Here is a 13,202-nt window from a genome sequence, read left to right as displayed (position 1 = left end):
CCGATTTACCCGTGAGCCACGTCGCGCCTGCAGTCGGCTGCCACACGCCTTCGGCCTTCGCGTCCAGCTACCAGAAGGCGACTGGCGCCACGCCGTCGGCGTTCCGGCAGGCGCTGTGATCACTCACCTAAGTGTCCGCTTCGCAGACGTCGGCGGATGCCCGTTATTGGCGCAAATCGGCTGCGTTCACTACGAGTGCGAATGGCGCGGACCGCCGACTAGCGAGCGACGCCTGACTGCATCGTCACCGACGCGTACGGCGCGGACTGGTCCCGGTGAAGCGGCCGGGGCCAGCCAGAGTCATGTCACGCAGCCGAAGGCCGATAGCGCTCCAGCCAATGAGCGTAAGGCGCGGGCAGCACCCAAGTCGGGCGCTCCTTTCCGAGCTTCTGCGCCGCCGTGTACGGGTAGTGAGGGTCGGCGAGATGCGCCCGGCCGATCATGACCAGGTCGAGCTTGCTCTCGGACAACATCCGATCTGCAACTTGCGGATCGTCGAACCCCCATGCTGACGAGACCGGAAGTCCGGCCTCGCGCCGAACGCGCTCGGCGACCGGGGCGAGGAAAGCCGGCCCCCACGGGATCGAGGCGGCCGGCGTCGAGAACCCGATGCTGACGCTCAACATGTCGAGGCCGCCGTCGCGCATACGCTTCGTCAGCGCGATCGACTCCGTCAGGGTTTCCTCATCGCGGCCGTCGTATTCGATCACGCCGAAGCGGGCGGTCAGCGGCAGGCGCTCCGGCCACTCGGCGCGGACCGCCGCGAGCGTCTCCAGATGGAAGCGTCCGCGGCCGTGGGCGTCCCCGCCATAGCTGTCGGTCCGATGGTTCGAGTGCACCGAGAAGAAGCTTTGGGCGAGATAGCCATGGGCGAAGTGAAGCTCGAGCCATTCAAAGCCTGCGTCCCGGGCTCGTGCCGCAGCCCTCGCGAAATCATCCCGGACGCGGGCGATGTCCTCGATCGTCATCTCGCGCGGAACCTTGGGCAAGTTCGCGCCATAGGCGACCGCCGACGGGGCGATGGTCTCCCATGCGCGAGGATCGCTGTCCGGAATGTGGTCGTCGCCTTCCCAAGGACGGTTCGCGCTGGCCTTGCGGCCCGCATGGGCGATTTGGATGCCGGGCACTGCCCCGGCGGCCTGGATGGCGGCGGCGATGCGCGCGAGGCCTTCGGCGTGCTCGTCGCTCCAGATTCCGGTGCAGCCCGGAGTGATGCGGCCTTCCGGCGAGACAGCCGTCGCCTCGACGATGACGAGACCGGCGCCGCCGCGCGCGAGGCCGGCGTAATGGGCGAGATGCCAGTCGCTGACGAAACCGTCGAAGGCGCTGTACTGGCACATCGGCGGCACCGCGATGCGATTGCGGAGCGTGACGCTCTTCAGGTCGAACGGCGTGAACAGTGCGGTCATGCGGATCTCGTCCAATGAAAGTCGGTGTGCTGGTCGCGCGAAATCGCAGCGCTTCGAGCGCGACCTGAATTGAACGATGTAGATGGTCGACGGCGGCGCTGCGCGCGAGCCCGAGATTGGCAAATATGCATGCGGGATCGCCCGCTGGACCATGCCGTTCCGCAGGTGCGAGCTAGCGGCGCGCCTTCGCCCGTCGTGTGGGGGCATGAAAATCGTCCGGCTTCGTGCGCACCCAGACGATGAACGCCGCGATCTCGGGCTCTGCCCGGAGCGCTTCGATATCCGACAGCCGACGCTCGAGCTCCTTCTCGGAAAACAGCGCGTGGATGACGTTGTGGCAGATTTGGTGGAGCAGGACCTTCGGCCCAAACGTGCCGCCGCGCGATTTCGGGACCAGGTGGTGCTCGGACTGTCGCGCTGTCGGCGGGACCAGTCGCTGGCAGAGCGCGCAGCGCGGCGCCTCGTCGGCAGCGGTCTCAATTTTTTCGAGCTCCGCCTGAATGCGTTTTGCGCGGCTCATGGATCCTTTCGGACGTTCAATGTCCCTGGATTTCGGAAGCCAGCGAGCTAGCGCGTCCGCCATCGGATTGAGGCCCGCGGTGGGCTCTTCAGTCCACGGCATCTTGACTCCAACGTAACGGAATTAGAACAAAGAGCGAACAATGATGCCGCTCGACTTCGGAGGAAAACGACCGCGTGCAGCCGCAGCCTGCAATCGACGCTCTCCGCGCGCAGATCGAACGGATCGAAGGCCGTTCGAAGCGCGCGAGATCGGCGCTCCCGTTCGGGATCGCTGAGGTCGATTCTCGTCTTCCTGGAGGAGGCCTCGCGTTTGGTGCACTCCATGAGGTCGCCGGCGGCGGCAATGGCGCCATCGATGGCGCAGCGGCAGCGCTGTTTAGCGCAGGAATCGCGGCTCGCACGAGGGGCAAGGTCCTCTGGTGCGTCACGCGGCCAGACCTGTTCGCGCCGGCGATCGCGCAGGCGGGGCTCATCGCGGACCGGGTGATCTATGTCGAGGCCGGCGACGACAAGACTGTTCTGGCCTGCATGGAGGAGGGGCTTCGCCATGGCGGCCTGGGAGCCGTGATCGGGGAGCTCGCCCGGCTCGCCATGACCGCGTCGCGGCGATTGCAGCTTGCAGCCGAAGGCACAGGCTCGATCGGCATCGCGCTGCGCCGTTGGCGGCGGCAGGCGGAAGCGATGGATTTCGGGCAGCCGACCGCGGCGACCACCAGGTGGCGGATCTCGGTCGTGCCCTCGGCGCCGCTGCCGGTCCCAGGCGTTGGGCGCCATCGCTGGCTTGTCGAACTGATCCGGGCCCGGGCGGGCGAAAGCGCTGATTTCGAACTGGAGGCGTGCGATGGCACGGGTCGTCTCGCTCTTCCTACCGAGCTGGTCCACCGACAGGGTTCGGCGCAAGGCCAGCGCCGCGGCGCCGTCAGCTGAGGCGCCGCTTGTCCTTATCGGCCGCGAGGGGAGCAGGCGGGCAGTCGCTGCTGTCGACGCCGCAGCTTACGGCGCCGGCCTGCGCGTCGGCATGGCCGCCACCAAGGCGCAGGCGCTGGTCCGGGACCTGATCGTTCAGGACGCAGATCCTGCGGCGGACGCCGAGGCGCTCGAGCGGCTCGCGATCTGGGCGCTGCGGTTTGCGCCGATCGTGGCGCCCGATCCGCCGAACGGCCTTGTGATCGACACGACCGGCGCCGATCACCTCCATGGCGGCGAGGCGGCGATGCTCGAGACGCTGGTCGGGCGCCTTGCGATCGCTGGCGCGCACGCGCGCGCCGCCGTCGCCGATACATGGGGCGCCGCGCATGCGATCGCGCGCCATGTCGAGCGGCCGATCGCGATCGCGCGCGCGCGGCATGGCTCCGCGGCATTCGCCGAACTCCCGCTCGAAGCCCTGAGAATCCAGCCATCCACTGCGACCGCGCTGCGGACGCTCGGCTTCCAGAGCATTGGCGATCTGCTCGCGCAACCGCGCGCGCCGCTCGCGCTTCGTTTCGGCCCGGAGCTTGGCCGCCGCATCGATCAGGCGCTCGGAGACGCCGCCGAGCCGATCGAACCGATCCGGCCGCGCGGCCTGATCGAGGTCCGGCGCGCCTTCGCTGAACCGATCGGCGCCGCAGAGACCATCGCGCGCTACGTCGGCAAGCTCGTGAACGAGCTCTGCGAGCGACTGGAGGAGCACGGGCTCGGCGCCCGCCGCCTCGATCTCATCTGCCGTCGTGTGGATAACGACGCCCAGGCTGTGCGCGTGGGAATGGCCATGCCTGTATGCGACGCAAAGCGGCTGACGCGGCTGCTCTGCGACAAGATCGAGACCATCGCGCCGGGCTTTGGCATCGAGCTGATGACGCTTGCCGCCACCGTGGCGGAGCCGCTTAAGCGCCAGCAGGTGGTGAGCTCACTGATTGAGGAGACGGTCGCCGACGTTTCCGATCTTGTCGACACGCTGATGAACCGCGTCGGCGAGCGCGCGATCTACCGGTTCGCTCCGGTCGCCAGTGACGTGCCCGAGCGATCGGTCTGCCGGGTGCCCGCCATGGCGGCGGACAGCGGCGCAGATTGGCCCGGACACTGGCCGCGGCCATCCCGGTTGCTCGCCCATCCCGAACCCGTGGAAACCGTCGCGCTGCTTCCTGATCATCCGCCGGTCTCCTTCACCTGGCGCGGCGTGCGCCGGCGTGTGCGGCGCGCCGATGGACCAGAACGGGTTTTCGGCGAGTGGTGGAAGCGCGACGCCGAGCTCGTCGCCGTCCGGGATTATTTTCGGGTCGAGGACGACGCTGGCGAGCGCTACTGGCTCTACCGGGCCGGCGATGGCGAGGACGCGGCGACCGGATCGCACCGCTGGTTTCTTCACGGCGTGTTCGGATGAGCGGCCCGCGATATGCCGAGCTCCAGGTCACCTCGCACTTCTCGTTTCTTCGCGGGGCGTCGTCCTGCGAGGAGCTGTTTGCTCAGGCCGCAGTCTGCGGGATCGAAGAGCTCGCGGTCGTCGACCGAAACTCGCTCGCAGGGATCGTCCGCGCCCATGAGGCGGCCAAGGTCACGGGCGTGCGGCTCGTCGTCGGTTGCCGGCTCGATCTCGTCGACGGCATGTCGGTGCTGGTCTATCCGACCGACCGGGCGGCCTATTCCCGGCTCTGCAGGCTCCTGTCCGTGGGTAAGAAACGCGGCGGCAAGGCGAGGTGCCGGCTCGAGTGGCAGGACCTCGTCGCCTATAGCGAGGGGCTGCTCGCTGTCCTTGTTCCAGACCTCGCAGACGAGGAGTGCGCCTTTCGCCTTCGCCGGCTGCGCGACGCCTTCGGCGACCGCTCCTATCTCGCGCTAACCCTGCTCCGCCGTCCGAACGACCAGCTTCGGCTGCACGAGCTGTCGAACCTTGCGACCCGGATGCGCGTGGCGACCGTGGTCACCAACGACGTCCTGTTCCACGAGCCGTCGCGGCGCATGCTGCAGGACGTCGTCACCTGCATCCGGCACACCGTGACGATTGACGCGCTCGGTGAGCGGCGCGAGCGTCACGCCGATCGCTACGTGAAGCCTCCGGAAGAGATGCACCGGCTGTTCAGCCGCTATCCGGAGGCTCTCGCCCGCACGCTGCAGATCGTCGACCGCTGCCGCTTCAGCCTGGACGAGCTCGCTTACCAGTATCCCGAGGAACGCGACGACCCGACGCTGACGCCGCAGGAGACCCTGGCGGAGCTCACTTGGGCGGGAGCGGCCGAGCGCTATCCCGAAGGCCTGCCGGAGAGCGTCCGCGCAGCGCTTGAGCACGAGCTTACGCTGATCGAGAAGCTCAACTACGCGCCGTATTTTTTGACCGTCAATTCGATCGTCCGCTTCGCCCGGTCGAGGGACATCCTCTGCCAGGGCCGCGGCTCGGCGGCGAACTCCGCGGTCTGCTTCGTGCTCGGGATCACCTCGATCGACCCGGGCCGAAATGACCTCCTCTTTGAGCGCTTCGTCTCGGAGGAGCGCCGCGAGCCGCCGGACATTGACGTCGACTTCGAGCACGAACGGCGCGAGATCGTCATGCAGTGGGTGTTCGAGACCTACGGCCGCGACCACGCGGCGCTGTGCTCGACGGTCATCCGCTATCGCGCCAAGGGCGCGCTCCGCGATGTCGGCAAGGCGCTCGGACTGCCCGAGGACCTGATCGGCACGTTGTCGGGACAGCTCTGGTCCTGGTCGGATCAGGGCGTCGAGCAACGCCATGTCGAGGAGCTGAACCTCAACCTCGCGGACCGCCGGCTGCGTCTGACGCTTGACCTCGCACGCCAGCTCATGGGCGCGCCGCGGCACCTCAGCCAGCATCCGGGCGGCTTCGTGCTGACCCATGACCGCCTCGACGACCTCGTGCCGATCGAGCCGGCCGCCATGGCCGATCGGCAGGTCATCGAGTGGGACAAGGACGATATCGACGCGCTGAAGTTCATGAAGGTCGACGTGCTCGCGCTCGGCATGCTGACCTGCATGAAGAAGGGGCTGGATCTCCTCAGCCAGCACAAGGGCGCGACCTACGACCTCGCGACCATTCCGGCGGAGGATCCGCGCACCTACGCGATGATCCGCAAGGCCGACACGCTCGGTACCTTTCAGATCGAGAGCCGCGCGCAAATGTCGATGCTGCCGCGCCTCAAGCCGCGCACCTACTATGACCTCGTGGTCCAGGTCGCGATCGTCCGCCCTGGGCCGATCCAGGGCGACATGGTCCACCCATACCTGAGGCGGCGTGAGGGCCTCGAGCCGGTCCACTTCCCAAAGCCCGAGCTCGAGAAGGTTTTGGGCAAAACGCTCGGCGTCCCGCTGTTCCAGGAGCAGGCGATGCGGGTCGCGATCGAGTGCGCGGGCTTCACGCCGGGGGAAGCCGATTTGCTTCGCAAATCGATGGCGACCTTCAAATTTTCCGGCGGCGTGTCGAAGTTCAGGCAGAAGCTCGTCGACGGCATGGTGGCGAACGGCTACGAGGCCGAATTTGCCGAGCGGACGTTCAAGCAGCTCGAAGGCTTCGGCTCATACGGTTTTCCCGAGAGCCACGCGGCGTCCTTCGCGCTCATCGCCTACGCCTCGGCGTGGCTCAAATGCTGGCACCCGGACGTGTTCTGCGCCGCCCTGCTGAACAGCCAGCCAATGGGGTTCTATGCGCCCGCCCAGATCGTCCGGGACGCGCGCGACCATGGCGTCGAGATCCGGCCGGTCTGCGCCAACTCCTCGAGATGGGACTGCACGCTCGAGCCGACGAACGACGAGACCAGGTTTGCGGTTCGGCTCGGCTTACGCATGACCAAGGGATTGTCGAACGCCCATGCGGCCGCGATCGTCGCCGCGCGCGGCGACAGGCCGTTAGTGTCGATGGACGATCTCTGGCGTCGCGCTGGCGTGCCGGTGATGGCGCTGACTCAGATTGCCGAAGCCGACGGCTTCCGTCCGGCCTTCGGCCTTGCGCGCCGCGAAGCCCTTTGGGCGATCCGGGGTCTGCGCGACGAACCGCTTCCTTTGTTCGCCGCCGCTTCGGCGCGCGAAGATGAATTTGTGCCGGAAGTTGCGGAACCGGCCGTCGCCCTTCGGCCGATGACGGCCGGCGGCGAGGTCGTTGAGGACTACCGCCATGTCAGCCTGTCGCTACGCGCCCATCCCGTGGCGTTCCTGCGCCAGGAGCTGACGCGGAGGCGGATGGTGACGTGTCTCGAAGCCATGGAGGCGCGCGACCGGCGCTGGCTGGAGATCGCCGGCGTCGTGCTGGTCCGCCAGCGGCCTGGCAGCGCCAAGGGCGTGATGTTCATCACGCTCGAGGACGAGAGCGGGGTCGCCAATCTCGTGGTCTGGCCGAATGTGTTCGAGAAGAACCGCCGCACGATCCTGAGCGCCGGAATGATCGCGGTTTACGGCCGGGTTCAGCGCGAGGGCGAGGTCGTCCATCTGGTCGCCCAGCGTTTGACGAACCTGTCAGCGGAGCTTGCGAGCGTCGGCGAACGAGACGGGGCGTTTCCATTGCCGCACGGCAGAGGCGATGAAGTCCATCATGGCTCGACGCCGGATCCGCGCGGATCGCGGTCACAAGGGTTCACGCCGCGGGACATCTATGTCCGAGACCTCCACCTCGACACGATCAAGGTGAAGACACGGGACTTCCGGTAGGATCGCCTCAGAGGACGCTTATCATCGGTCGAGCCCGGCCCGTCGGCGCATGGCTTTCCAGTTGGTCCTGACCTCTTCGAGTCGACCGGCCGGCGCCGCGCATGGACCGGCCGCGGCGCGAAGCGCCTGATCGATCATCACCGTGTGACTGGCCTCGTCGGTCAGACCCATGGCGTCCGCCATTGCGGTCGCGACCTGCGCCGCAATGTCGGGCTCCTCGATGTCGCAGGCGACGGCCTGGCCGGCGACATAGCCGAGCTGTCGCAGCAACTGAACGTCGTCGGCCGCAAGGGCCACGACGCAAGGAGCGAGCATCAGAAGTAATGTCGCTGCGGTTCTCACCCGCGACCTCCGTGGCGGTTCATTGCTGAAGCATCTGGGGCACGACTGTTCCCGGCGGGCTAGCCCATCCGCGCGTCAGGCCGCAATGTACGGGCATGTGCAATCTTTACTCGCTCACCAAGGGACAGGCCGCGATCCGTGAGCTGACGCGCTCGATGGTCGACCGCACCGGCAACATGCCTCCGATGCCCGGGATCTTCCCGGACTATCCGGCGCCCATCGTGAGAAACAACGGCGGCGAGCGCGAGATCGCTCTGGTTCGGTGGGGCATGCCCTCATCGAAGAAGGCGCTCTTCGAAGCAGCCAAAAAGCGCGCCGCCGCGCTGCAGAAGAAGGGCAAGGCCGTCGACTTCGCCGAACTGCTTCGGATGGAGCCTGACGGCGGCACGACAAACATCCGCAATGTCTCGAGCGCGCATTGGAAACCGTGGCTTGGCGTTGAGAGCCGATGCGTCGTGCCCTTCACGAGCTTCAGCGAATATGAGCGTGGACCGGACGGCAAGTTCTCGCCGACCTGGTTCGCGATCGACGAGGGCCGTCCGCTCGCCGTCTTCGCGGGCCTTTGGACGACGTGGGCGGGCGTTCGCAAGATCAAGACCGGTTGGGAAGATGGCGTCGAGGTCTTCGGGTTCCTGACGACAGAGCCCAACGCCGTCGTCGCGCCGGTTCATCCCAAGGCCATGCCTGTGATCCTGACGGAACCGGATGAGATCGAGATCTGGCTGACGGCGCCATGGGACGAGGCGAAAACGCTTCAGCGGCCGCTGCCCGACGACAGGCTCGTCGTCGTCGCCAGGGGCGCGAGCCGGGATGGTCTGGCTCCGGCCGATTGATCACGCCCGGAAGGCGCGGAGAGGCTTCGCCTCCGTGACGTCGATCGCCAGACGTCTTGCGCCTCGTCCTCTCGTTCGCCAATGCCGGTCACGAATGTAACATTTAGACTGTCGTCAGCATCCTTCGGACCTCTTCCAGTGCCGTTGTGGAGCCCTTCGCCGCCGGCGCGTTGCGCGCGACTTTCGCCGAGAATGTTAAAAGGCGCCGCCAACGCCTTGGCTGGAGCCAGGAGAAGCTCGCCTTCGAGGCCGACCTACATCGCGTCTACATGAACCGGCTCGAGGCCCTGGGCCGCAACGTCACGCTCGACATGGTCGAGCGTCTGGCGCATGCGCTGGGCGTCGATCCGGTCGAGCTGCTGCTTCAGCCGCGCCAGCCTGCGCCGCCGTCGCCTGATCAGGCTAAATCCTGAAAGCATCGGCGCAGCCGCTTCCTCAATCCAGCCTGCAATCCATGTTTCTCAGGCAGTATTGAGGAACAAATTTCGCGTTTCAGGAAATATCATTGGCCTGCGCTCGCGCGCGCGAAGGCGCGTGCTGCATACGGCACATAGATTAGACGTTCAAGAGAACGAAGAACCATGTCGCCGTGAGGTTCCGATGCAGGATGCCGTCTGAGGCGGTCTGATAGGGCGTCAGCAAAGCGGCGAAAGAGGGAGGATGAGATCTTGTGAAGCCGATTGACAAGTCGCCCAGATGTAGTCTATAAACTTCCATAAGCTGCAGGGTCCAACACGGCAGCACGGAGATGACAGGTCGGCGACTCTCAGAGTCCAGACCGCCCGGGCGACCAGCATCCGAGGTCGCCGTCGATCATTCGATAGTTGGGGAATGTCATGCGTGTTGTGCGTACCGGGTCCGCCCAGGAAAAGCGGCTCATTCACGAAAGCAAGGTGCTGAGCCGGAGGCTCAGGCGGATGGCGCGCGATATCGGAGCCGAAGGCTTCGCTCGCGACTCCGACGCCGAAAAGCTCAATCACGAACTCGGCTGCGACATCGTCGGCCTCATTGCGCTGAAGGTCAGGCTCGGGCTGCGCGCCGCCACGCTCCTCTGCGCTCCCGGTTGTTACTTCAATGAGGCCAGGCCCGACGTCCGCGAGCAGATCGACAGGCTCTCCCGGGCGCGCCGCGTCCAGGGCCGCCGCACGGTCATCGTGCCCAAGCACGCGGTCCTGGGCCGGATCCCCTTCGATCTGACGGGCGCGATCGAGGGACCCGTCGGGCAGGACCGCCGCGGCCTGACGCGTCTGCTGTCGGCAACGGGGCGCCGCGTCCGCGGCGCTGCGGATCCGCGCGGAGCGGATCTGGCCCGCGGCGGCGCCCCCGAACCCGTGGTCGGAACGACGGTCGCCAAGACCGCCGCAGGCGTAGCCTGATGTCGCTCGTCGAGACCGCGTCGCCAGACAGATGACGGAGCCGGCGCCGCGACGTCGCGGCGCGCAGGTGATCCGGGGGTGTTTCCGCCGCAAGCGGGCGCCACGCCGCCATCCGCGCGCCTATCAGGACTGGCGTTTCGCCATCTCCTCGTCCGACGAGGGGCGTCGGCAGGCGCTTGGGCGCGCCCTCGAGCGCATCGCCCTTCACGACGACCCCCGCTGGCCGGCCGCGGCCGGCGGGGACGCCAGCGCCGCCATCGCGCTCACGCTTGGCCGGATCTGGACACGAGAGCTCGTGGACGTGCGCCGCGACCTCATTCTGTGCGCGCTGTGGCTCAGCGCCTCGGCCGGGGACCCGGCGTCGATCCTTTTGCTGCGCGTGATGCGAGAGCGGATCGCCGAGACGGATCCCGATGCGAGAAAAGTCAAAAGCCGAGCTTGAGGAAGACGCGCTGGCCGACGCCCCGGAACCGTTCGATCCGGTCGGCGTCGTCGCGACCGAAATCCTGCACGCCGCGCTCCCCAGATCCGTGCTCGTCGCGGTCAGGCGCGGCGAACCGAGGATCTTCGCGCTGGACGTCCCTGGTTCAGGTTGGTTGAGCCCGATCGCGACTGCGCTGAGAGGCCGTTTCGAAAACGCCGACGTCCGCATCCCGATCGACATGGTCTCGACGCCGGCCAAGGGCCGCAGCTCCACGATCGTGCACGGGCCGACCTTCCTCGTGCTCGGCGATCCCATGCGCCTGCCGCCTGAGCTCGTCGCCGGCGCCGACATACGGATTTCGGTCCGGCCGACCGCGCGTGCGCTGCGGCGCGCTTTGACCAGGCTCTATGGCAAGCGCGCCGTCGTCCGCCCAGCCGACTTCGCCGGGCTCGACGGCCCGGAGATTTTCGTGGCCCTGCGCCCCGGCTCGACCCCGAGAGAGGTCGTGGCGCGCTGGCGCAGGATCGCCATGAGCCTGAGCGCGCCGGTCGCGGCCGACCGCACGCCGGTCCTGGAGGATCTTGCAGGTTATGGCGAGGCGAAGTCTCGTCTGCTCGCGATCGCCGAAGACATCCGCCGCGTGCGCGACGGAAAGCTTTCCGGCGCCGAGCTGCCGTCGCTTCTGCTGCATGGCAGGCCCGGAACCGGAAAGACCATGCTCGCGCGCTCGCTCTCTAAATCCGTCGGCCTGCCGCTCGTCCAGACCAGCATCGGCGACTGGTTCAGCGGCGAGCGCGCGCATTTGGGGACAGTCATCGGGCAGGCTCGCCAATTCTTCGAGCGCGCTGCGTCCGCCGCGCCCTGCATCGCCCTGATCGACGAGCTCGACGCGCTTCCCGACCGCATGCATCTGGAAGCCCGCGACCGCGAATGGTGGACCCCGATCATCACCATGGTGCTGCTCTCGATCGACCGGCTCCGCGCGACGAGCCGCGGCGTCGTGCTGATCGGGGCGACCAATCATTATCGTCATCTCGACGAGGCGCTGGTGCGGCCGGGTCGCTTCGACAACCATCTCGAGCTCTCCGGGCCGACCACCGAGCAGGACTTTGCCGAGATCCTTCGGCAGCACCTCAATAGCGCGCTGCCCGACGCGGACCTGTCGGGCGTCGCCAGAGCCGCCCTGGCGCGCGGCGCGACCGGCGCGGTGGTCGAATCCTGGGTCCGCGCGGCGCGCGAGCGCGCGCGCTCCAATGCGCGCGACCTGATTTTGGCCGACCTCGTGGAGCAGGCGACGCCGTCGCCCGACCGTTCGCCCGAAAAAGAGCTGGCGATCGCGCTTCACGAGGCGTCCCACGCCGTGGTCGGCCGGATCCTTGGCTTCAAGGTCCGCTCCGTCACGCTGGTCAGGCAGGGCGCCGTGGCCGGCAAGGCCTCCTTCACCGAGGACGACGCCCCGACCACCAAAGCCCAGATCGAATCCCATATCGTGTGCGGTCTCGCCGGCCGCGCCGGCGACGAACTTCTGAACGGTGCCGCAGAAGGCGGGGCGATCGGCGACCTGCACACGGCGACCGGCCTGGTCGCCGCCACTCATGCCGCCTACGGCCTGCAGGGGCGTCTAAGCTCTGTCGGTTCGATCGAGGACGCCGTCGTGGCGCTCAGGTTCGATCGCAGCCTCGCGGGCAAGGTCGAGGCCGACCTGCAGCGTCTGATGGGGGAGGCGCGCCGTCTGGTGGCGCTCCATCGAGGCGCGATCCAGTGCCTTGCGCGCACGCTCGTCGCAAACCGGGTCATCACGCAAACAGAGGTCGACGATGCGATCGCGGCGGATCCCGCCAGTCGCGCCGCGGCGGTCTGGGGCAGAATCGTCGAGCGCGTCACGGAAGGCGGGCAGGACAGCGACGGCGCCGGCGAGCAGCCCGATGCGCTCCAGGGTCCAGCCCTTCCGGAGGGCGGTCGCTGATGACCCCCGATCCGATGGACGAGACGATGCGGCGCCTGCGTCAGGCGTGCCAGGAGGCGCTCGCAAGCGAGCCGCTGCTCGATCGCTGGCTGCTCGATCGTTCGCTCGGGGTCCCGTGCCTCGTCGGCGTCGTCACCGGTCACCCGCTGTTCCCCGACGGGCGCTTCGTGCGCACCAGCCGGCTGCGCCGCCTCGAGCCCGAGGCCGGATGGGCCCAGACCCGCAACCGCTTCTACAGGCTCGGCCAGAGCCTCGACGACTGGCGGAAGCTGCAATGAGGCATTGCGACATCCAGTCCCTCAAACGGGCTCCGATTGATCAGGGATCAATGGAAGCGCCCGCGAGCCCGGCCGGCGCCGGCCGAAACTGCCTTTCCCTCAAGCCGCAGGCCGCCAATGAGGGATTGGCGATGTCGGTCGCCTACGCGATCAGGAAACAGGCGAAACGCCCGGCGAAGGCTGGTAAAAAGCTGGTAACGGCAGAGCTGACGACGAAAACAGCCGAGGCGATGTCGTCTGAAAGCCAAGAGAATGTAAAGGAAAATCTGGAGCGGGCGAAGGGAATCGAACCCTCGTATGCAGCTTGGGAAGCTGCCGTTCTACCATTGAACTACGCCCGCGGCGGCGGCGAACATAGGCCGGGCCGCGCGCGCCGACAAGCGCAAGGCGCACGCTTCCTCGTGATCGTCGGAACCGTCGACGC

13 protein-coding genes and 1 tRNA gene are annotated in these 13,202 nt (G+C 67.4%); 10 read left to right on the top strand and 4 right to left on the bottom strand.

The features are described from left to right. Positions 1-11: 11 nt before the first annotated feature. Positions 12-119, top strand: a complete 108-nt coding sequence (locus tag ACFOWB_RS21905; protein ID WP_261402162.1) for a hypothetical protein — start codon at positions 12-14, stop codon at positions 117-119. 186 nt (positions 120-305) lie between these two features. On the opposite strand, the gene ACFOWB_RS21900 is transcribed toward ACFOWB_RS21905, so the two are convergent. Together ACFOWB_RS21900 and ACFOWB_RS21895 are read right to left on the bottom strand one after the other, a co-directional pair. Further along, the gene (locus ACFOWB_RS21900; protein WP_378149335.1) at positions 306-1,409 is read right to left on the bottom strand and encodes an NADH:flavin oxidoreductase/NADH oxidase; all 1,104 of its coding nucleotides are present in this window, start codon (positions 1,407-1,409) and stop codon (positions 306-308) included. 172 nt (positions 1,410-1,581) lie between these two features. After that, entirely contained in the window at positions 1,582-2,031 is a 450-nt protein-coding gene (locus tag ACFOWB_RS21895; protein ID WP_378149333.1) for an HNH endonuclease, read from the bottom strand. A 74-nt stretch (positions 2,032-2,105) separates the two neighbouring features. Here ACFOWB_RS21895 and ACFOWB_RS21890 point away from each other — a divergent pair, with 74 nt between their 5' ends. The 3 genes from ACFOWB_RS21890 to ACFOWB_RS21880 are packed head-to-tail and all read left to right on the top strand — an operon-like array spanning position 2,106 to position 7,559. Then, a complete protein-coding gene (locus ACFOWB_RS21890; protein ID WP_378149331.1) occupies positions 2,106-2,858 on the top strand; it encodes an ImuA family protein in 753 nt (250 codons plus the stop codon). Further along, the gene (locus ACFOWB_RS21885; protein WP_261402164.1) at positions 2,773-4,293 is read left to right on the top strand and encodes a Y-family DNA polymerase; all 1,521 of its coding nucleotides are present in this window, start codon (positions 2,773-2,775) and stop codon (positions 4,291-4,293) included. The genes ACFOWB_RS21890 and ACFOWB_RS21885 overlap by 86 nt, the downstream gene beginning before the upstream one ends. After that, a complete protein-coding gene (locus tag ACFOWB_RS21880) occupies positions 4,290-7,559 on the top strand; it encodes an error-prone DNA polymerase (RefSeq protein ID WP_378149328.1) in 3,270 nt (1,089 codons plus the stop codon). Before ACFOWB_RS21885 ends, ACFOWB_RS21880 begins: the two co-directional genes overlap by 4 nt. A gap of 21 nt (positions 7,560-7,580) precedes the next feature. Here the strand turns inward: ACFOWB_RS21880 and ACFOWB_RS21875 are convergent, their stop codons facing one another. After that, entirely contained in the window at positions 7,581-7,901 is a 321-nt protein-coding gene (locus tag ACFOWB_RS21875) for a hypothetical protein (RefSeq protein ID WP_261402165.1), read from the bottom strand. Positions 7,902-7,996: 95 nt separating this feature from the next. Between ACFOWB_RS21875 and ACFOWB_RS21870 the strand changes: the two genes are divergently transcribed. The 6 genes from ACFOWB_RS21870 to ACFOWB_RS21845 all read left to right on the top strand — a co-directional run bounded on the left by ACFOWB_RS21870 (position 7,997) and on the right by ACFOWB_RS21845 (position 12,778). Continuing rightward, positions 7,997-8,734: an SOS response-associated peptidase gene (locus ACFOWB_RS21870; RefSeq protein ID WP_261402166.1), complete on the top strand. Its 738-nt coding sequence runs from the start codon at positions 7,997-7,999 to the stop codon at positions 8,732-8,734. 146 nt (positions 8,735-8,880) lie between these two features. Next, positions 8,881-9,147, top strand: coding sequence for a helix-turn-helix domain-containing protein (locus tag ACFOWB_RS21865; protein WP_261402167.1), 267 nt, complete (start codon positions 8,881-8,883; stop codon positions 9,145-9,147). Positions 9,148-9,558: 411 nt separating this feature from the next. Beyond that, positions 9,559-10,110, top strand: coding sequence for a hypothetical protein (locus tag ACFOWB_RS21860; RefSeq protein WP_378149325.1), 552 nt, complete (start codon positions 9,559-9,561; stop codon positions 10,108-10,110). A gap of 31 nt (positions 10,111-10,141) precedes the next feature. Next, positions 10,142-10,552, top strand: coding sequence for a hypothetical protein (locus ACFOWB_RS21855; RefSeq protein WP_261402169.1), 411 nt, complete (start codon positions 10,142-10,144; stop codon positions 10,550-10,552). Beyond that, positions 10,524-12,500, top strand: coding sequence for an AAA family ATPase (locus tag ACFOWB_RS21850; RefSeq protein WP_378149323.1), 1,977 nt, complete (start codon positions 10,524-10,526; stop codon positions 12,498-12,500). The genes ACFOWB_RS21855 and ACFOWB_RS21850 overlap by 29 nt, the downstream gene beginning before the upstream one ends. After that, a complete protein-coding gene (locus ACFOWB_RS21845) occupies positions 12,500-12,778 on the top strand; it encodes a DUF6634 family protein (protein ID WP_261402172.1) in 279 nt (92 codons plus the stop codon). The genes ACFOWB_RS21850 and ACFOWB_RS21845 overlap by 1 nt, the downstream gene beginning before the upstream one ends. 267 nt (positions 12,779-13,045) lie before the next feature. On the opposite strand, the gene ACFOWB_RS21840 is transcribed toward ACFOWB_RS21845, so the two are convergent. After that, a tRNA-Gly gene (locus ACFOWB_RS21840) sits at positions 13,046-13,119 on the bottom strand. Positions 13,120-13,202 lie beyond the last annotated feature (83 nt).

Source organism: Chenggangzhangella methanolivorans (assembly GCF_042648545.1).
GTDB classification, from domain to species: Bacteria; Pseudomonadota; Alphaproteobacteria; order Rhizobiales; family Methylopilaceae; genus Methylopila; species Methylopila methanolivorans.
Note: the sequence above shows the minus strand (reverse complement) of the source record. Positions and strands in the feature narration are given on the sequence as shown.

Coding starts and splice junctions, on each gene's coding strand:
- ACFOWB_RS21900 (WP_378149335.1), bottom strand. CDS start 1,409: ATGACCGCACTGTTCACGCCGTTCGACCTGAAGAGCGTCACGCTCCGC.
- ACFOWB_RS21895 (WP_378149333.1), bottom strand. CDS start 2,031: ATGCCGTGGACTGAAGAGCCCACCGCGGGCCTCAATCCGATGGCGGAC.
- ACFOWB_RS21885 (WP_261402164.1), top strand. CDS start 2,773: ATGGCACGGGTCGTCTCGCTCTTCCTACCGAGCTGGTCCACCGACAGG.
- ACFOWB_RS21880 (WP_378149328.1), top strand. CDS start 4,290: ATGAGCGGCCCGCGATATGCCGAGCTCCAGGTCACCTCGCACTTCTCG.
- ACFOWB_RS21870 (WP_261402166.1), top strand. CDS start 7,997: ATGTGCAATCTTTACTCGCTCACCAAGGGACAGGCCGCGATCCGTGAG.
- ACFOWB_RS21855 (WP_261402169.1), top strand. CDS start 10,142: ATGACGGAGCCGGCGCCGCGACGTCGCGGCGCGCAGGTGATCCGGGGG.
- ACFOWB_RS21850 (WP_378149323.1), top strand. CDS start 10,524: ATGCGAGAAAAGTCAAAAGCCGAGCTTGAGGAAGACGCGCTGGCCGAC.
- ACFOWB_RS21845 (WP_261402172.1), top strand. CDS start 12,500: ATGACCCCCGATCCGATGGACGAGACGATGCGGCGCCTGCGTCAGGCG.